This window comes from Nonomuraea sp. 10N515B, assembly GCF_052245915.1.
Lineage (GTDB): Bacteria > Actinomycetota > Actinomycetes > Streptosporangiales > Streptosporangiaceae > Nonomuraea.
On record NZ_JBQQBQ010000020.1, the window covers coordinates 88154 to 106610 of the forward strand.

Sequence of the window (18457 nt, forward strand, 5' to 3'; positions counted from 1 at the left end):
CCATCCATGGGCATGAGTGATCGATGCTGATCAGCGAGGGGTCGCACGTCCACGTCCCGGGGTCCTCCGGGGCGGGGGCGCGCTCGAGGCGCGGACGACGAGCTCGACCGGGTGGTCGGCCGCCGGTGGAAGGTCTTCGTTCGGCCGTTCGATGGCATGGACGAGGAGCCGGAGTCCCGCCGTCGCCACGGCGTCGAACGGCTGCCGCACCGTGGTGAGTGGAGGTGTCACGTACGCGGCGACGGGGATGTCGTCGTAACCGACGACGCTGACATCGTCCGGCACCCGGCGGCCGGCCTCCATCAGCGCGCGGATCACGCCGATGGCCATGTCGTCGTTCGCGGCGAACACCGCGGTCACCTCGCCGTCGGAGGCCAACTGACGGCCTGCCGCGTATCCGGACGCGGCCGACCAGTCACCCTCGATGACGGGCGGTTCGCCGAGGCCGCGGGCCGCCAGCACTGCTCGCCACGCCCCGAGCCGCTCCCTGGCGGCATACCAGCGCTGCGGACCGGCGACGTGATGGACGGTGGCGTGCCCCAGATCCAGTAAGTGCTCGGTGGCCGCATGGGCCAGCTCATCGGAGCCGACGCCCGCGGTCACCACGCGAGGGGCGGCGAAGGGCAGTGGAGTGCCGTAGACGAGAACGGGCACGTCGGCGCGGACGAGCTCGCCTCCCTCGTCTATCGGCTCGGAGATGACGATGCCGTCCACGCCCTGCTCCAGGAGCGATTCCACGGCGCCGGCGATGCCCGACGGGTCGCCCTCCATCGTGTTGACCACGCGGAGTGCGTAACCCGTGTCCCGGACGGCTCGTTCGATGCCCATGAGCAGCGAGGCGGGACCGTACAGGGCCGTCCCGAGCGTCACCACGCCGATGGAGCGGCTCCGTCCGGAGGCGAGCGCGCGGGCCGCGTTGTTCAGCCGGTAGCCGAGCTGCTCGGCGGCGGCGAGCACGCGCTGGCGCACCTCGGCGGAGACGTACGGCTCGTTGTTGAGGACCCTGGACACGGTCTTCTGCGAGACCCCGGCCAGACGGGCCACATCCACACTGCGCGGCATGGAGGCGCTTCCGCCCCGTCTCGCTTCTCGTGTCACAGTCGCTCTCCTCACGGACGCCGACCTCACATCTCCCGAGGTCAGTGCTATGACTGCGCAGTCATGTCTGCGCAGTCATATCTACGCAACTCTGGAGGCAAACGTCAAGAGTCCGCAACACACCCGTAACCTTGCGCCACCATCCGTGGCATCGCCCGCGCACCCGACTGGACAACGCTTCGCTCGGCATGATCACAATATTGGGCTTTTCGCTTCCTTCTCCGCCCGGAGGGCGTACGTGGTCAAACGAGTTCTTACGGGGTTGCTTGCCCCTGTTGTCCTCTTCATCAGTACCGGTATTCCGGCCGCTGCGGACGACAGATCCGTCAGTCCCACACATCCCGGGCCGGTCTACGCGACGGTCACCGACAAGAGCGGCAAACTCTCCCTCCAGACGTTCGGGCGTCCGGACGGGAAAGACATGGTGTTCCGGATCTCCGGCTCGGTGTACGCGAACATCGAGGGCAACAGCCTGGACCCGGCGATGCGGCACGGCCAGAAACTCTTCAACATCGAGGGCTACAACATCCGGCGGCTGTACCGTGTCCCCGACACGAACCAGCTTTACCAGCTCTCCCGGGAAATCGTCTTCTACACCGACCCGGCGGATCCGCGGCGCGTCCTGCGCGAGTGGAAGAACCCGATCGACGGCAAGACCTACCCGGTCGTCCCCATCAACAACGACGCGGTCAACTTCGGCCCGTTCACGATCACCTCATCCTTCGCGGGTCCGCCACTGCAGCAATTGCACGACGAGACCGTGTGGACCAGCGACATCCCCGTGCGGGCGAACTTCGGCACCACGCTCGGCGAGCGGTTCGGCCTGACGGGCGGCGTGTACGCCGCGCAGGAGATGTTCGACTTCTCCGTCGACGACCGCGAGGTGGCGGCCCGCACCGGGGCCGGCGTGCCGTTCGGCGCGATGAAGACGAAGATCAGCTGGGCGCGGACCAGCCCGTGGACCCCGTTCATGTGCCTGGCGGAGACCGACGTGCGCGGCCAGCTCACCTACCACGCCCGCAGCTGGTCACTGGGCTCCTACGCCGACATCGAGCCATGGCTGCGGGCCGAGGTCGAGGCGAACCACCCGCTGTACACGGCCGCCCCCGGCGCGCCGGGGCCGAGCGAGAACTCCTGGACGTCCTTCTACAACAAGCAGCTCGGCAAGGGCGCCACCACCTGGGCAGGCTGGTGCGCCGCCAACGGCCGCCCCTGAACGTCCGCGACCGGTGACCGGCCGGACCGAGCCGCCGCTCGGTCCGGCCGGACCGGTCAGGCCGCGGGGTTCGGTGTGGTGCGGGACTGGGCGGCCATGAGGTGGTCGATGAGTGCCAGCAGCACATCGCGTGCCGCCGTCCGGTCGCGGGCGTCACAGAGCACCAGTGGCACCTGCTGATCGAGATCGAGTGCCCTTCGGATCTCCTCCTGCGTCCGGTCCCGGATGCCGTGGAAGCAGTTGACGCCGACGACGAAGGGGATGCCGCGGCTCTCGAAGAAGTCGATCGACGCGAAGCTCACCTCGAGCCGGCGGGTGTCGACCAGGACGACCGCGCCCATCGCTCCGTGGACGAGGTCGTTCCACATGAACCAGAAGCGTTCCTGCCCGGGGGTGCCGAACAGGTAGAGGACGAGTTCGCTGTTGATGGTGATGCGCCCGAAGTCCAGTGCCACGGTGGTGGTGGACTTGCCGCTCACCCCTTCCAGGTCGTCGACGCCGACGCTGGCATGGGTCAGATACTCCTCCGTACGCAGCGGGGCGACTTCGCTCACCGCGCCGACCAGGGTCGTCTTCCCGACGCCGAAACCGCCGGCGACAAGGATCTTCACCGCCAGGGCGGCAGCGTCTCCGTGGTCAGAGTTTGCGTAACCCATCCCTCACCGCCTCAAGGATTGCTCTATCGGGAAAGCCGCCTGCCTGTGCGAAAGTCAGTGGTGGCCGCGCCCGCAGCTGACCGTTCTCGATCAGATCCCCGATGAGGATCTTGGTCACCGACACGGGGAGGTTCAGCGCGGAGGCGACTTCGGCCACCGCCAGGGGCCGCTTGCACAGAGCACAGATGGTGCGGTGCTCCGGCTGCATTCGTCTCAGGCGGCGTCTGGTTTCCGGCGAGAGCTCGGCAATCGCCGTCACCAGGGTGATCAGCGTCAAGTCGTCCCGCTCGGGAGCGGTGCGTCCGCCGGTGATCGTATAAGGACGGACGAGGGGCCCGTCGGCGTCATCGTCATCGAAGCCCTCCGTCCAGTGCTTCATCCGTGTCCCCCCACGTCACGGCTGTGGTGGGTCCGCGCGTCGGTTCCCAGCTTCTGGCCGACCTGCTGGATCAGGGTGTGCATCGCGATGCTCATCAGCTCGGCGTCGACCTCCTGGGACGCGACCACGGCCAGATGGGTGCCCCGTCCCGCGGCGGTGACGAACAGCCACAGGTCGGCCATCTCGATGATGACCTGGTGGACCGGCCCGCCGCTGAAGAGCTGCCCGACACCGCGGGCCAGGCTCTGCTGGCCGGTGGCGATGGCGGCGAGGCGTTCGGCATCCGCGCGTTCGATGGTCCGGGAGCGGCTCATCACCAGGCCGTCGTCGGTCAGCAGGATGGCGTGCCGGGTGCCCGCGACCCGATCGACCAGGCCGTCCAGAAGCCAGTCCAGGTCAATGTTGGTGGCGGTGGTTCGCTGCGTCATCGTCGCTCTTCCGTCGTAGGGGAAACGGGCTCAGGAGATCCGCTCAGCCGGGGCTGTGAGGCGTCGTCACCGGCTCGGAGCCGGCGAGACTGCCTCTGGAACGCGCCGATCGTAGCGCTGGATCGGCTGGGCTGATCACGTACGGCCCAGGTCTCCTGGTCGGTGCGTTCATCCCTGTCCGCCGGGACTTTGAGCTCGGCGGCCAGACTGGCCTGGCGCACCCGCTGGGGCAGCGGCGCGTGTCCCCTGGGCCGCGTCGGCAACTGACCGTCCTGGTGAGGCGGGCGGGGACCGTCCGAGCCTTCCTGCGAGCGGGGTGGCGAATCGGTGGCGTCCTGGGGGACCTCCGTCTCGGGGGTCGCCGCCGGCTCGGGTACGGTGCGGGGGCGGTCCACCACCAGCGCTTCCGGGATCAGCACGATGACTCGGGTACCGCCGAAGGCCGACGACCGCAGCTCGATCCGGAGGCCCAGGCTCGCGGAGAGCCGGGCGACCACGTACAGGCCGAGACGCACATCATCGGCGTGGGTCATCACATCGAGCTGTGGCGGCGACTGCAGCAGGGCGTTGGCGGCGGCGTACTGCTCCGGTTCCATGCCGAGGCCGCGGTCCTCGATCTCCACGGCGACGCCCCGGCTGACCGGCGCGGCCCGCACCTCGACAGGGGTCGGCGGCTTGGAGAAGGCGGTCGCGTTCTCCATGAGCTCCGCCAGGACATGGACCAGCGGTCCCACCGCGCGCTCGGCTATCCAGGGTTCGCCCTCGACGTCGGTCGTGATCCGGCGGTAGTCCTGAACCTCGCCTTGGGCGGCGCGCAGGACATCGAGCAGGTGCACCGGCTTGCGCCAGCGGCGCTGCGGCTGCCCGCCGCCGAGGATGACCAGGTTCTCCTCGTAGCGGCGCAGCCGGGCAGTGAGGTGGTCCAGGTCGAACAGGCCCTCCAGCACCTCGGGGTCCTCGTGCTGACGCTCCAGTTCGTCCAGCTTCTTCAGTTGAAGACCGATGAGGATCTGGGTACGGCGCGCGATGCGCTGAAGCATGCGCTGGAAGCCACGATGTTGCTGGGCCTGCCGCACGGCGGTGAGGACAGCGCTGCGGCTGGCCATGTTGAGGGCCTGCCCGAGCTCGCCGAGTTCGTCGGGGGTGGGCTGGACCATGCGCACTTCCGCGTCCACGTTGACGTCTTCGCCGCGCTCCAGCCGGGCGACCACGTTGGGCAGCCGCTTCTGAAGTTCGTGGGCGGCGTGGCGCAGGTGGAGGATGCGCCGGCGGAGAATGGCGGTGAGGCGCCAGCTGGTGAAGAACACCAGGCACAAGGCGAGCACGCCCACGGTGGAGATGCTGATGAAGACCGTGAAGAGCATGTCGGCGTGGTCGTAGCCGATCGTGCGGACATTCTCGAATCGCACGTTGAGGAGTTGCCGCAGTTGCGCGGTGACCGTGTCCACCGCGGAGCGCCACTCCGCGCTGTCGTCGCGGAGCGGCACCTGGTCGCCCTCGGAGCCGCTCCCGGAGGCGATCAACCGCCCTTCCAGCGCGGTCATGGTCCCCCACGCCTTGCCGGCGGTCAGCTTTCCGTACGGGGACTCGTTTCCGGTGAGAGCGGGAACCACACGGAACTGCATGAGGTGCTTCCTGGTGCCGATGGCGTCGGCGACAAGGCCGTACTCGTCCCTCGTCAGGCGCCCCGTCTCCCAGCCGCGAGCCAGAATGGCGTCTTCGCGGCCGATGGTGTCGACGACCCAGTAAAGGTCGACCAGTGTCTGCGCCTTGCTGTTCACCTGGCCCTCGTCGGTGTTGCTGAGGGCGGTCAGCACGCTGAGGTCCGACTCGAGGACTTCGCTGTAGTAGTCGAACGCCTTCTGCTCGCTGGACCAGCCGGCGTCCACCACCCGGCGCTGCTCGCCGAGGCGGCCGAGATCGTTCACGGTCCCGGCGATGGCGTCGGTGAGCCCTTCCTGTCCGTTGGCGGGGTTCAGGGCCGCCAGGGGACGGAAGGCGTTCACGGCCTGGTCGGTCGCCGCGCGCTGCTTGGCCAGCTTGTCACGGGCGGTGTTACCGGGGTTGGCCTGCACCTCCGCGGTGAGCCGCCGCTCCTTGTCAAGGTTGAAGAACAGGTTGGCCGCCGGTCCGCCGACGGTCTTGGTGGCCAGGTCCATCTGGGCCTTCTCCGACCGCCACTGACTGGACAGCTGGAACATGCCCGAAGCCAGCAATGGGGTGAAGGTCAGGCTCGGCACGAACACGACAATGAGCAGCACAGTACGCAACGACAGCCGGCGGGCACCGGCAGGTCGCCGCGGCTCGCTCCCCGTTGACCCTGCTGACCCATCCCCGTCGTCCATGGTCCCCGTCCGTCGTCGCCCGCCCCTGCCCAATCCAGCCACGTGCAGGACACTCTCCTCCGCCGATCGGTGAGTCCATGACGAAAATCGCCAAAGTAGGCGATTGGTGCCTGATAGTAGCCATACGGCAGTTGAGTCGAAAGCCCCTGATTCACCGGCGGTTACGGCGATCGCGTGCGACAGAAGTGACTGATGGGCACATAGTGAGACATCGGCATGGCACCATTTCTGGAGTGAATGCGGGCAAGCAGGCCCCTCGGGGTGGAGATCGGCTGATTCGTGCGTCGATGACGGCCGTGGTGCTGGCGGTCGCGGCGGTGGCCGCGTGGGTGTCGTACTGGCATGCCGTGGCGGTGATCGAGAAGTACGGCGCCGAGGACGAGCTGTCGGCGCATCTGGTCCCGGCGACGGTGGACGGCATGATCTACGCCTCCTCGATGGTGCTGCTGTGGTGTGCCCGCTACCGCCTGCCGGTGCCGGCACTGGCCCGCTGGGCGCTGGCGCTGGGAGTCGCCGCGACGCTGGCGGCGAACATCCTGCACGGGATCGAGCGGGGCCCCTTGGCCGCGGCGCTGGCCGCGTGGCCGGCCATCGCGTTGGTGATCTCGTACGAGCTGATCATGTGGGTGGTCCGCTCGGGTCGCGAACTCGCCGACCGGGTGCGCGACCCCGGGCAGCCGGAGCGAGCGCGCGCCGAGCCCACCGCGCCGAGCTTCGCCTCAGACCCGGCGCCGCAGCCGGAACCGGTGGTGCACGCCACGCCACAGAGCGGCCAGGACGCGCCGGCGGACGCGGTCCCGGAGGACGGTGACCGGCGAGCCCAGGTGGCGGCCCTGCTCGCTCAGGATCCGAACATGACCGGGGCCGCGCTCGCCCGTGCGCTCGGCGTCCATGAGACCACCGGGCGCAAATACCGCCGCGAAGCACTCAACGGCCACAGCCGCGCCTGAAGACGCTGGAGACGCCGCTGAGTGCGGCCGGAGCGGCGCGGAGGGCGAAGATCTCGCCGGCGCCGGCCCCGGGCCGCACTCAGCTCTCACAGATCGCGTTCCTAGGAGAGGACGTCGATCATCTTGTCGGCGTCGCGGGTGAGGACCTGACGGACGTCGGCCCGCTGTATCGCGATCGTCTTGAAGGTGGTTAGGTGGCGGACGGCCCTGGCGTCATTGCCGCCGGCCTCCGCCTTTCTGGCGCGGGTCAGCTCCTTGGTCAGCGCCGTCTGCTCGGCGGCGGAGATCCAGGAGGTGGCGCGGAAGCGGTCGATGAGATTCTGCATGTCCCGGAGGGACGTGGTCACCGAGAAGCGGACGTCCGTCGTCATGGCGTTGTCCGCGTTGTCGAGTGCCGTGACCGAGACCGTGTGCCCGGCCAGCGACTGGGTGAACAACGGGAGCACCGAGTCCGCCGGGTAGGCGGTCCCGTCGATGGTGCCCAACGTGCTGCGTACCCCTGAGGTGGAGTCGACCGCCTGCCAGGTGATGCGCAGGTCCTGCGAGTCGCCGTAGACCTCGCCGTCGGAGACGCCGGAGACCATGAGGGTGGGGCGCGTCCCGTCGATCTTCAGCGTGGCGGCCTTCTCCTGCTCGGACGTTCCGGCGACGTCGACGGCCCGGTAGCGGACCTCGTGGCTGCCGTCGCCGCTCACGACGACGGGCTTGTCCGTGTACGGTTGCCAGGCCCCCTGGTCGAGGGAGTACTCCACGCGGGCGACGCCGGAGCCGGCGTCGGTGGCGGCCAGGACCACGGGCACGTCGGCGTTGTTCCACCCGCTGGAGTTGGGCGGCGCGAACGACGCGGTCGTCGTGGGTGCGGTGGTGTCGAGTTTCAGCGTGAGCGTGCGTGCCTCCTCCACGTTGCCCGCGCCGTCGCGGGATCGGTAGTCCAGCTTGCGCGTGCCATCCCCGCTGACGAGGATCGGCTCGCTGTAGGGCGTCCAGGCGCCGCCGTCGAGGCTGTATTCGGTGGCGGCCACCTCGCTGGCGTCGTCCTTGGCGGTCAGCGTGACCTCGACCGGGCCGCTCTTGTACCAGCCGTCGCCTCCGTTCGGCTCGGCCGCCTTGGCGGTGGTCACCGGCGGCGTCTTGTCGGCGCCCGCCACCGGAGAGAAGCGGAACCTCTCGTTGTCGGTGTTGGTGCACGTCCACTGGACGACCGCGGCGCCGTCGTCCTGGGAGACCCCGCTGATGTCGAGGCAGAGACCGCTCGCCGCCGCCGTGATCTTGTACGTCTCACCGGTGGCCGCCGGGAAGAACCGCTGGTTGTTGAGATGCCCGTGCCCGGCCGGGTGGCACGCCCACTGGACCAGCTGGGTGCCGGGCGTGGTGGAGCCGCCGGGGACGTCGAGGCACTTGCCGCTCTTGACGTTCTTGAGTTGGTAGCCGCCGTCCGCCAGCGGCACGGCCTCCCACTTCTGCTCGGCTCCCGTGCCGGCGGTCATCTGCACGATCGGCGCGTCGTCGGCGACGGAGGCGTCCTTGGGGGTGACGTTCTTGCCGCTGTGCTGGGCGGTGATGGTGTAGGTGCCGGGTTCCAGGCCGCCGCCCTGGCTCTCGCCGGTGAACTGGAGGGCGTCCAGGTCGAAGGCGTTGTTCTGGCTGTTCTTGAACACGGCGTAGATCGTCTTGGTGCGCACGTCCGACGTGACCGGGACGGCGGCGGTCATCTGGTAGGTGTCCCATCCGCCGGTGTTGTGCACGGGCGCGGTGGCCAGGAGCGTGCCGGTGGGTGAGTCCGCGTGCAGCTCGATGGAGCCGCCGCCGTACGGGCTGGACAGCCGGAAGGCGACCGAGGTGATCCCGTTGAGGTCCATCGGGGTGAAGGCGATCCAGTCGTTGTTGCTGATGTCGCCGATGCGCTTGCCGCTCTCGGCCCCGGCCTGGTCGATGACGCGGACGCCGGAGGAGGCCTTGAAGTATTCGGCCTGCTTGCGCTTGGGCTGCAGGACGACCTTGGCGTATCCGGTCAGCGAGTTCTCGCCCTGGTCGGCGTAGTGGGCGTTGATGACGTAGTAGAGGTTGGCGCCGGCGGGGTGGCCGCCGATGTCGCTGGTGGAGATCGTGCCCTCGCAGCCGGGCTTGTCGACGGTCTCGTGCTCGTGGTCGTCGTGGCCGAGCCCGGGGTTGACGAAGACCTTGGTGCAGTCGATCGTGCCGTCCTCGGCGTCGGTGACCTTCACCTTGTATGGGACGTCCTGCCCGAACTCGATGAGTGTCCCGTCCAGCGGCGTCTCCACGCTCACCACGGGCCTGGTGTTGCCGACGGTGATCTCGACGTTGGAGAACCCCTCCTTGCCGGTGGTGTCCTTGAGCCGGAGCTGGGCGGTGAAGCGGCCGTTGGCCGTGTAGGTGTGCGAGGCCTTGGCGGCGGTCGAGTCGACCGTGCCGTCGCCATCGAAGTCCCACGCCACGTCGAACGGGTCGCCGTCGGGATCGTAGCTGCCGGCGCTGTCGAACTCGACGGTGAGCGGCGCGGGTCCGTCGGTCTTCGACGCGGTGGCCTTGGCGACCGGGGACCGGGTGCCGGCGGAGTAGTCGATCCGGTAGAGGCCGGAGTCGTTGTTGCCGCCCCCGAAGGAGCTCCCCCACTCCAGCAGGTACATCGAGCCGTCACGGCCGAAGGTCATGTCCATCGGCTTGGTGAACGAGCCCAGGAACGGGTCGATCTTGAGGACCTTGTCCTGGTCGTCGAGGTGGATGGTCTTCACGTAGTGGCGCGACCACTCGTAGAAGAAGTTCTTGCCGTCGAAGTAGGCGGGGAACTTCGTGGTGGACGGGTTGGCGGCGTCGTAGCGGTACACCGGCCCGCTCATCGGCGCCGAGCCACCTTCCCCGAGCTCGGGGAAGGCCGGCGAGGCGCCGTAGCCGTACCACATGACGGGCAGTTCGATCGGCGGCAGCTCGGTCAGCCCAGTGTTGTTGGGCGAGTCGTTGACCGGAGCCGCGCAGTTGAACTTGGGCCCGACGACCTTGGTGTCGGGGTTGTAGGGCGCGTAGGGCTGGTTGTCGCCGTGGCAGAACGGCCAGCCGTAGTTGCCGGCCTTCTTGATGACGTTGTACTCGACCAGTCCCTCCGGCCCGCGGTCGGTGGTGGGTCCGCCGCGGTCGGGGCCGTAGTCGGCGGCGTGCACGTAGCCGGTCTTCTGGTCCACGGTGAAGCGGAAGGGGTTGCGGAAGCCCATGGCGTAGATCTCGGGCCTGGTCTTGGCGGTCCCTTCGGCGAAGAGGTTCCCGGCCGGGATGGTGTAGCCGCCGTCGGCCGTCGGCGTGATGCGCAGGATCTTGCCGCGCAGGTCGTTGGTGTTGCCCGCGGTGCGGGCGGCGTCGAGCATCTGCTGGCCGGGCCGCCAGTCGATCGGCGCGTATCCCTGCCAGTCGGGCGACAGGTTCGGCGGCACGTCGTCGCCGGTGCTGAGGTAGAGCGTGCCGTCCGGCCCGAACTCCACCGCGCCGCCGGTGTGGCCGGGCTCGGGGTAGGTGCGCTGCCGGTACGCGGGCACCTCGAGGATCTTCTTCTCGGTCGCGAGGTCGATCGTGTCACCGCTGACGGTGAAGCGGGACAGCCGGTTGACGTCCGTCTCGCTGCTCTCCGGCGACCAGTAGACGTAGATCCACCCGTTCTCCGCGAACTTCGGGTCGAGCTCCATGCCGACCAGGCCGTCCTCGCCACCGGTGTAGACGCTCAGCGTGGCGGCGGTGAGGGTGGTGTGCGTGTCCGGCTTGTAGATCTTGATCTCGCCCTTGCGCTGCACGTAGAAGACCCGCCCGTCCGGGGCGACGTCCAGCTCCATCGGGTCGGCGGTGTTGTCGTCGAGCGTCACCTTCTCGAAGCTGGTGGTGACGGTGCCGCCGCAGTCTCCCTCGACCGCGCCCGCGGCCCACTGGACGCCGCCGAGCACGTGCTCGCGGAAGAGCGGCTCGGCGTAGGCGGCGTTGTCGTGGCCCATGGCGGTGGCCCACACCTTGCCGCCTTCGGCCTTGCGGCACCAGGAGATCGGGTGGTCGGGCCCCATCTTCGCCGACCCCGGGTCGTAGGTGGTCTCGTCGGCGGCGACCAGCACGTGCACGTTGCCGCGCGGGTTGGGTGAGAAGTTGTACCACTCCTCGGGGCGCTGCCAGCGCAGCGGCAGGTTCTTGGTCGACGGGTGCACCCGGTCGGTCACCTTGGCGGTGCCCTGCAGCACGCCCGGCGAGTGGGCGGGCATGTGCGCGCCGCCGTTGATCAGCTCGTCCCACCAGGGGAACTCGCTCTCGATGCCCATGTCGAGGGTGTTGTGGATGCCGACGATGCCCTTGCCGGAGCGGACGTACTTCTGCACGGCCTGCCGCTGGGCGTCGTTCTCCCACACCATGCCGGAGTTCTGCAGCATGATCACCACGTCGAAGGTGGCGAGGTTGGCGTCGTTGAAGACGCTGGAGTCGTCGGTCTGGACGACCTCGAAGTCGTTCGCGGCGCCGAGATCCTTGATCATCTGGATGCCGGCGGGGATGGAGCCGTGGACGTAGCCGACGGCTTTCGTGAAGAGCAGGGCGCGGAAGGCAGCCTGCTGGGAGGTGGTGGCGAGAGCGGGGCTCGCAGGTAAGAAGAGCAGGATGAGGGCAGCAAGGAACCGACGCATGGCGGATCTCCGGTGATTTCAGAGTGTTCTGAGGAAGGTCAGTCCGTCGATGGCTAGAGCGTCTTGGCTGGGAGCGAGCGGCCGCCAGATGGAGGCGGCGGTGGCGATGGTCTGGTTGTGGGCGGTGAAGGACTCGATGACGAGCGGCCCCGCGTACCCGACGTCATGCAGGGCCTGGGTGAAGGCGGGCCAGTCGAAGCGGTCCTGGCCCGGGGTGCCGCGGTCGGTGCCGCAGACCTGGACGTGCGCGATCCGGCCGGCGGCGCTCCGTACGGCCGCCACCGGATCCTTCTCCTCGATGTTCATGTGGTAGATGTCGAGAGCCAGGTCGACGCCCGGCGGAAGGGCGTCCAGGGCCTGCTCGACGGTGTTGATCAGGCTGGTCTCATAGCGGTTGAGCGGCTCGACCGCGATCCGCACATCGGCGTGGTCGACCAGCGGTTTCAGGTTCTCCCGCAGCTCGGCGTAGGCGGCGCGGCGCTCGCCGGGCGACATGCGCCAGGTCCGGCCGACCGAGGTGTAGGCGGGGCCCGCGATGACCGGCGAGCCCACGGTGACCGCCACGTCCATGCAGTGGCGGAGGTAGTCCTGGGTCTCCTTGACCGCGTCGGAGGCGACGAGCTCCCGCCCTGGCGGCATGACCAGCACCACCGTGGCCTTGAGTCCGTGCTCGGCGAGGAGGTCGGCGGCGCGCGCCGGGTCCCAGTCGCCCGGCTGCTCGACCGGCAGCTCGATGACGTCGAACCCCCAGGCGGCGACCTGGGGAGCGAGCCTCTCCAGGTCACCGTCGGTCAGGGGCGAGGTCCACACCCAGGTGTTGACCCCGATGTTCACTTCTTGCCGCCCCACTTCTCCGGGAAGCCGGGCAGGGTCTCGCAGCCGCAGAGCGCGTAGTGCAGCGGCGGCATGTTGGGCTTGAGGTAGGTGGTCAGGTTCTCCGCGGTGATCTTCGGCTGCGGCAGGTTCCAGGTCTTGGGCACCTGCTCACCCTTGAGGATCTTCAGCGCGGCGATGATCGGCGTGCGCCACTGGTAGGTCGGGTAGGTGGGCGCGATGGCGGTGAGGTTGCCGTCCTTCCACTTCTGCAGGAAGTCCTGCTGGTCCTCGCCGTTGATCGGCGGGACCGGCTGGCCGGCGTCCTCGAACGCCTCGATCGCGGCGACGGCGGTGGCGCCCGCGTCCATCCAGACGCCGTCGATCTTGCCGTGCCGCTGGATGTAGTCGCTGACGATGCTCTTGGTCTTGGCCGCGTCGCCGTCGGTGAACTCCACACCCACGACCTGGAGCTGGCTCTTGTCGAACGTCACTTTCGCCGCCGACCAGCGGGTCTCCAGCACGTCCACGCCCGGCAGGATGCGCAGCGCCAGGATCTTCCCGCCCGCCGGCACCTTCTCGACGAGGAACTCGGCGGCGTCGGCGCCGAAGGCGTACCCGCCGATCGGCTTGATGAACGTCACCGGGCAGTCGGTCTCGACGCCGCGGTCGAACACGATCACCGGCAGCTTGTCGCAGGCGCCCTTGACCGCCGGGGTGAGGGTGGCGGTGGTGTTCGGCGAGATGATCAGCGCGTCGCAGCCCTTGGCCTGCAGCTCGGCGATGTCGGAGATCTGCTTGTCATCCTTGCCCTCCGCGTCCAGCGCGGTCAGCTTGGCGATCTCCTTGTGCTCGGCCACCTCGGCCTGCATGGTCTTCCAGCCGACCTGCCGCCACGGGTTGTTGACGGCCGCGTTGGAGAAGCACAGGTTGTACGGCCCGTCCTTCTTGTACTTCGCGGTGTCGATCATTTGCGGCGCGATCGCCTGCTCCCACGGCTTGTCCGAGGGGCCCTCGGCGGTCTGCGACCGCATGGCGAGCTGCGCGTCGTAGTCGGCCTGGACGAAGAACTTCGACTGCTCCCCGGTCCCCGCGGCCGGCGCCTGGCTGCTCGGGGCCGCGGACGACTGGGTGACGGTGGCGGTCGGCTTGTCGCTGGTGCATCCCGCGATGACGAGTAGCGCGAACACCGCGACTATGGCTTTATGACGCGACATGGGCGTCTCCTTTTCGGGGGGTGAACTTCCACGGCAGTCGAACGGCTCCCGCGGCGACAGCGGCGATGATGATGACGCCCTGCACGGTGAACTCCAGTGCCCCCGAGATCCCGTACAGGTTGAGCAGCGTGAACAACGCCTCCAGGGTGAACGCGCCGGCCATGGCGGCCACGACCGAGCCACGCCCGCCGCCGAGGACCACGCCGCCGAGGACGACGGCGGTGATCGCCGAGAACTCCAGGCCCTGCCCGACCTGGGCGGAGACGCCGGCGAACCCACCGAGCAGGATCCCGGCCACGGCCGCGGCCAGCCCGGAGATCACGAAGGCGAGGATCCTGACCCCGTTGACCCTGACTCCCGACAGGGCGGCCGCCCGCTCGTTGTCGCCGGTGGCGATGAGCGTGCGGCCGAAGTCGGCGCGCATGAGCAGGACCGCGGCCACGCCCACCGCGAGCAGGATGAGGACGGCCCACAGCGTGTCGCGGCCGAAGACGCGGAACGCCTGCGACAGCGCTCCCCTGGGCGCGCCGCCCGTCCAGAGGAAGACCGCACCGGTCAGGATGAGCAGCATGCCGAGCGTGGTGATGAACGACGGCACCCGCAGCAGTGTCGTCACCACGCCGTTGACCAGGCCCACGAGCAGGCCGAACCCGATCAGCAGGGCGAGCACCGGCCAGGTGGCCGCCTCGTTCCCGTCGATCAGGCGGGCGGCGATGACGACCTCGGCGGTGACCAGCGAGCCCACGGACAGGTCGAACTCGCCGGACACGATCACGAAGTACTGGCCCGCCGCCAGGATCACCAGCGGCGCGGCCCGCTTGACGAACGCCAGGAACCCGGCGGGTTCCAGGAAGAAGGGATTGGCCAGCGCGATGGCCGCCAGCAGGACCAGCAGGACGGCGAAGATCGGCAGGGTGCGCTTCATGACTTCCGCCTCCTGGCATAGATCGCGACGGCGGCCACGATGACGACGCCCCGGACGACGTCCTTGAAGAAGGAGTTGACCTCGAGCTGGTTGAAGATGCTGTCCAGCACCGCCAGGAGGAGGACACCGCCGACCGTGCCCGCGACCCCGCCCTTCCCGCCCGCCAGCGCGGTTCCGCCCAGGACGACCGCCGCGATGGACTCCAGGTCGTAGCCGCCGTCGGTGCCGACCGTGGGGACGCCGGCGCCGAGCCTGCTGGCGAGCAGCAACCCGGCGATGCCGGCGCACAAGGAGCAGAGCACGTGCGTGACGATGACCACGCGATCCGTTCTGACGCCCGAGAGCCTGGCCACCTCGACGTCGCCGCCTACCGCGTAGACGCGGTAGCCGTATCTGCTCCTGGACAGCAGGAACCACGCGGCGCCGGCCACCGCGGCCCAGAGCAGGGCCGAGACGGGGATGGGACCGATGCGGTCGTAGCCGAGATGCTGGAACGACTCGGGGACTTTGCCCGCCGGGCCGTCGTAGAGGTGGTCGAGGATGCCCTTGATGATCAGTGCCACGCCGAGGGTGGCGATGAAGGCGTGCACCTTGAGCTTGGTGATCACCAGCCCGTTGACGAGGCCGACGAGCGCGCTGATCCCGATGACGGCCGCCACGCCTCCCGGGACGCTGCCCGCTTCCATGATCTCGGCCGCCACCAGGGAGCTGAGACTGATGAGGTAGGCCACCGAGAGGTCGAGCGATCCGGCCAGGATCGCCAGCGTCTGGCCGACCGCCACGATGCCGAGGGCCGCGGATCGCTGCTGGATGCCGACGATGGTTTCCAGGGTGAGAAAGTTCCCGCCGTCGATGGCCACGAGCAGCCACCCGATCGCGATGACGGCTACGAGCGCGAGGTAGACGACCTTCGTCGGGTTGAGCGCCGTCCACGAACGCCGGGCTCCTCCGTTCCCGGTCGCGCCGTTGCGGCCCGGCGAGGTGCGGGTCTCGGCCACCCGGGGTCCCGGCGCGGTCACGAGGCCTCCTCCCCCGCGGCCAGGTGCATGATGGCTTCCTCTGAAGCCCCGGCGGGGAGCTCGCCGGCCAGGCGGCCGTCGCGCAGGACGAGGATGCGGTCGCTCATGCCGATCAGTTCGGGCAGTTCAGAAGAGATCATCAGGATCGCGGTCCCCTCCTCGGCCACCGAGCGCATCAGGTCGTGAATGGCCGCCTTCGCGCCGACGTCGACGCCGCGGGTGGGTTCGTCGAAGAGGAGGACGTCCGGTGCCATGACGAGCCACTTGGCCAGGACGACCTTCTGCTGGTTGCCGCCGGACAGGTACCGGACTTCCTGCTCCTGGCGCGGCGGCGACAGCCGTACCCGCTCCAGGAGAGCGGTCAGGGCGGGGACCCGCCGGCCGGCGGCGCGGGCCACGAGCAGCGCGTTGTCGCGGACGGATTGGCGGAGCGCCAGGCCTTCTGCCTTGCGGTCCTCGGTGACCAGGCCGAGCCCGGCGGCGACGCCCTCACGTACGGAGCGCGGGCGTAGGGGGGTCATGGTGCCGCTGGTGAAGGGTTCGGCGCCGAACAGGGCCTTGACGAGCTCGGTACGCCCGGAGCCCTGCAGTCCGGCGAGGCCGACGATCTCGCCGGCGCGTAATTCAAGGGAGATGTCGTGTAAGCGAGCGTTGCCGCCGCCCGTGACGCTGAGCCGGACCTCTCCCGCGGCAGAGGAGCGGGGCGGAAAGTAGGTGCCGAGATCACGGCCGACCATCAGGCGGATGAGCTCGTCCGGAGCGGTGGCGGCGGTCTCCACGCAGGCGACGCGGGCGCCGTCTTTGAGCACGGTCACCCGGGAGGCCAGGTCGAAGACCTCGCGCAGGCGGTGGGAGATGTAGAGGACCACGAGACCACGCTCCTGTAATCGCCGCACCAGCCGATACAGCAACTCCACCTCGTGCTCGGCGAGCGCGGCCGTGGGCTCGTCCATCACCACGATCTTGGCGTCCAGCGAGAGCGCCTTGACGATCTCGACCACCTGCTGCTGCGCGACGGACAGCCGTTTGACGGGGTCGCGGGGACCGAAGGAGTCCTCGCCCAGCTCCGCCAGGAGCCGCTCGGTCTCCCTGACCATGGCGGCCGCGTCGACGAGGCCGCGGCGGGAGGGCTCGCGACCGAGGAAGACGTTCTCGGCCACGCTGCGCTCGGGCAGCAGGTTGAACTCCTGATAGATGATCGCGACTCCGGCCCGCTGCGCCTCCAGCGGATGGCCGAACGACACCCGCCGGCCATCGATCTCGATCGTGCCCTCGTCGGGAGCGTGCACCCCGGCGAGGATCTTCATGAGCGTGGACTTGCCCGCGCCGTTCTCGCCCACGACCGCGTGTACCTCGCCGGGCGCCGCGTCAAGGTCGACGCCGGTGAGCACCCGGACGCCGAGGAAGCTCTTCCCGATGCCGGTCATCCGCAGCAGCCGGGAGTTTTCGGCCGATTTCCGGCCTATATCCTCCATGTTGCGAGATCGTAGATCGGACTTCTGCCGACGGTCAATCAAAAGCTGGAGTAATCTTGGACTTAATGCTCAGCGGAAGGGGCTGCGTTGACCCATGAATCGCCGGGGGCCCTGCTCTCGATCCTGCGCGACGGCCAGGCCCGCACCCGTGCCGAGCTGGTCCAGCTCACCGGCCTGGCCAGGTCGACGCTCTCCCAGCGGCTGGACGCGCTGCTGGACCAGCGCTGGATCCTGCCCGTCGAGGAGGCGATCTCGTCGGGCGGACGGCCCGCGACGGCGTTCGCGTTCAACCCGCGGGCCCGGCTCGTGCTCGCCGCCGACCTGGGCGTGACGCATGCGCGGGTGGCGCTCACGGACCTCAGCGGCGCGGTGCTCGCCGAACAGACCGCGGACGTGCCGATCGACAGCGGTCCCGAGCGCTGCCTGACCTGGCTCCTGGATACTGCCGCCGGCCTGCTGACCGATCGCGATATCAGCGACATCGGAGGCATCGGCCTCGGGCTGCCCGGTCCGGTCGAGCACACGAGCGGCCGCCCCATCAACCCGCCGCTCATGCCCGGCTGGGACGGCTTCCCCGTCCTCGAATGGCTCCACGGCAAGATCAACGCGCCCGTCCTGGTCGACAACGACGTGAACATCATGGCGCTCGGCGAGCACCGCGCCACCGCTCCCAACGTGGAACACATGATCTTCGTCAAGGTGGGCACCGGCATCGGCTGCGGCATCATCAGCGAGCGCCGCCTGCACCGCGGCGCGCAGGGTGCCGCGGGCGACATCGGCCACGTCCGCGTGCCCTCCGCCGACCAGGCGCTGTGCCGCTGCGGCAACATCGGCTGCCTGGAGGCCATCGCCGGCGGCGGAGCGCTCGCGGCGCAGTTGCAGGTGGAGGGCACCCGTGACGTCGTACGGCTCGTGCGCGGCGGCACCATCGAGGCCATCAAGCTTGTGCGGGAGAGCGGCCGCGAGATCGGCCTGGTCCTGGCCTCGATCGTCAACTTCTTCAACCCCACCACGATCGTGATCGGCGGTGACCTGGCGGAGGCCGGCGAGCACCTACTGGCCGGAGTACGCGAGGTCGTGTACGGTCGGTCCCTGCCGCTGGCCACCCAGCGACTCGACATCCGGGCCAGTTCCCTGGGGGATCGGGCGGGCGTGAGCGGCGCGGCCACGATGGTGATCGAGCACGTGCTCACACCGGCCGCGGTGGACCGGGTCGTCGACTTCAGCTAACTCATCGGCGTATGTCTGCGCCTTGATCGACAAAATTGACCC

Annotated in this window: 14 protein-coding genes; 3 read left to right on the plus strand and 11 right to left on the minus strand. The window is 69.1% G+C overall.

All coding sequences use genetic code 11. The features are described from left to right. Positions 1–30: 30 nt before the first annotated feature. Entirely contained in the window at positions 31–1062 is a 1032-nt protein-coding gene (locus ACTWQA_RS28280; RefSeq protein ID WP_443162099.1) for a LacI family DNA-binding transcriptional regulator, read from the minus strand. 457 nt (positions 1063–1519) lie between these two features. Between ACTWQA_RS28280 and ACTWQA_RS28285 the strand changes: the two genes are divergently transcribed. Continuing rightward, on the plus strand, positions 1520–2314 hold the full coding sequence (locus ACTWQA_RS28285; protein WP_443162100.1) for a DUF1838 family protein: 795 nt from the start codon (positions 1520–1522) through the stop codon (positions 2312–2314). Between the two features lie 56 nt (positions 2315–2370). On the opposite strand, the gene ACTWQA_RS28290 is transcribed toward ACTWQA_RS28285, so the two are convergent. From ACTWQA_RS28290 to ACTWQA_RS28305, 4 genes are read right to left on the minus strand one after another with little or no spacing between them, the layout of a single operon-like run. After that, positions 2371–2970, minus strand: coding sequence for a GTP-binding protein (locus tag ACTWQA_RS28290; protein WP_443162101.1), 600 nt, complete (start codon positions 2968–2970; stop codon positions 2371–2373). Beyond that, positions 2951–3349: a DUF742 domain-containing protein gene (locus ACTWQA_RS28295; protein ID WP_443162102.1), complete on the minus strand. Its 399-nt coding sequence runs from the start codon at positions 3347–3349 to the stop codon at positions 2951–2953. Before ACTWQA_RS28295 ends, ACTWQA_RS28290 begins: the two co-directional genes overlap by 20 nt. Next, complete coding sequence (locus ACTWQA_RS28300; RefSeq protein ID WP_327589890.1) at positions 3346–3777, minus strand: roadblock/LC7 domain-containing protein; 432 nt, start codon at positions 3775–3777, stop codon at positions 3346–3348. Before ACTWQA_RS28300 ends, ACTWQA_RS28295 begins: the two co-directional genes overlap by 4 nt. Further along, the gene (locus ACTWQA_RS28305) at positions 3774–6038 is read right to left on the minus strand and encodes a sensor histidine kinase (protein ID WP_443162103.1); all 2265 of its coding nucleotides are present in this window, start codon (positions 6036–6038) and stop codon (positions 3774–3776) included. Before ACTWQA_RS28305 ends, ACTWQA_RS28300 begins: the two co-directional genes overlap by 4 nt. Before the next feature lie 371 nt (positions 6039–6409). Here ACTWQA_RS28305 and ACTWQA_RS28310 point away from each other — a divergent pair, with 371 nt between their 5' ends. Then, positions 6410–7072 carry a DUF2637 domain-containing protein gene (locus tag ACTWQA_RS28310; RefSeq protein ID WP_443162104.1) on the plus strand — a complete coding sequence of 221 codons (663 nt, stop codon included), beginning with the start codon at positions 6410–6412 and terminating at the stop codon, positions 7070–7072. A 101-nt stretch (positions 7073–7173) separates the two neighbouring features. Here the strand turns inward: ACTWQA_RS28310 and ACTWQA_RS28315 are convergent, their stop codons facing one another. From ACTWQA_RS28315 to ACTWQA_RS28340, 6 genes are read right to left on the minus strand one after another with little or no spacing between them, the layout of a single operon-like run. Continuing rightward, positions 7174–11736: a ThuA domain-containing protein gene (locus tag ACTWQA_RS28315; protein ID WP_443162105.1), complete on the minus strand. Its 4563-nt coding sequence runs from the start codon at positions 11734–11736 to the stop codon at positions 7174–7176. Between the two features lie 18 nt (positions 11737–11754). Then, the gene (locus tag ACTWQA_RS28320) at positions 11755–12570 is read right to left on the minus strand and encodes a sugar phosphate isomerase/epimerase family protein (RefSeq protein WP_443162106.1); all 816 of its coding nucleotides are present in this window, start codon (positions 12568–12570) and stop codon (positions 11755–11757) included. Then, positions 12567–13766, minus strand: coding sequence for an ABC transporter substrate-binding protein (locus ACTWQA_RS28325; RefSeq protein ID WP_443162107.1), 1200 nt, complete (start codon positions 13764–13766; stop codon positions 12567–12569). The genes ACTWQA_RS28320 and ACTWQA_RS28325 overlap by 4 nt, the downstream gene beginning before the upstream one ends. After that, complete coding sequence (locus tag ACTWQA_RS28330) at positions 13753–14691, minus strand: ABC transporter permease (RefSeq protein ID WP_443162108.1); 939 nt, start codon at positions 14689–14691, stop codon at positions 13753–13755. The genes ACTWQA_RS28325 and ACTWQA_RS28330 overlap by 14 nt, the downstream gene beginning before the upstream one ends. Further along, positions 14688–15710 (minus strand): ABC transporter permease, encoded by a 1023-nt coding sequence (locus tag ACTWQA_RS28335; protein WP_443162109.1) that lies wholly within the window; start codon positions 15708–15710, stop codon positions 14688–14690. The genes ACTWQA_RS28330 and ACTWQA_RS28335 overlap by 4 nt, the downstream gene beginning before the upstream one ends. After that, entirely contained in the window at positions 15707–17185 is a 1479-nt protein-coding gene (locus ACTWQA_RS28340; protein WP_443162110.1) for a sugar ABC transporter ATP-binding protein, read from the minus strand. The genes ACTWQA_RS28335 and ACTWQA_RS28340 overlap by 4 nt, the downstream gene beginning before the upstream one ends. A gap of 87 nt (positions 17186–17272) precedes the next feature. On the opposite strand from ACTWQA_RS28340, the gene ACTWQA_RS28345 reads away from it, so the two are divergent. Continuing rightward, positions 17273–18415 (plus strand): ROK family protein, encoded by a 1143-nt coding sequence (locus tag ACTWQA_RS28345; RefSeq protein WP_305915399.1) that lies wholly within the window; start codon positions 17273–17275, stop codon positions 18413–18415. Positions 18416–18457: the final 42 nt, after the last annotated feature.

Coding starts and splice junctions, on each gene's coding strand:
- ACTWQA_RS28325 (WP_443162107.1), bottom strand. CDS start 13,766: ATGTCGCGTCATAAAGCCATAGTCGCGGTGTTCGCGCTACTCGTCATC.
- ACTWQA_RS28285 (WP_443162100.1), top strand. CDS start 1,520: ATGGTGTTCCGGATCTCCGGCTCGGTGTACGCGAACATCGAGGGCAAC.
- ACTWQA_RS28330 (WP_443162108.1), bottom strand. CDS start 14,691: ATGAAGCGCACCCTGCCGATCTTCGCCGTCCTGCTGGTCCTGCTGGCG.
- ACTWQA_RS28340 (WP_443162110.1), bottom strand. CDS start 17,185: ATGGAGGATATAGGCCGGAAATCGGCCGAAAACTCCCGGCTGCTGCGG.
- ACTWQA_RS28290 (WP_443162101.1), bottom strand. CDS start 2,970: ATGGGTTACGCAAACTCTGACCACGGAGACGCTGCCGCCCTGGCGGTG.
- ACTWQA_RS28315 (WP_443162105.1), bottom strand. CDS start 11,736: ATGCGTCGGTTCCTTGCTGCCCTCATCCTGCTCTTCTTACCTGCGAGC.
- ACTWQA_RS28300 (WP_327589890.1), bottom strand. CDS start 3,777: ATGACGCAGCGAACCACCGCCACCAACATTGACCTGGACTGGCTTCTG.
- ACTWQA_RS28280 (WP_443162099.1), bottom strand. CDS start 1,062: ATGCCGCGCAGTGTGGATGTGGCCCGTCTGGCCGGGGTCTCGCAGAAG.
- ACTWQA_RS28295 (WP_443162102.1), bottom strand. CDS start 3,349: ATGAAGCACTGGACGGAGGGCTTCGATGACGATGACGCCGACGGGCCC.
- ACTWQA_RS28310 (WP_443162104.1), top strand. CDS start 6,410: ATGACGGCCGTGGTGCTGGCGGTCGCGGCGGTGGCCGCGTGGGTGTCG.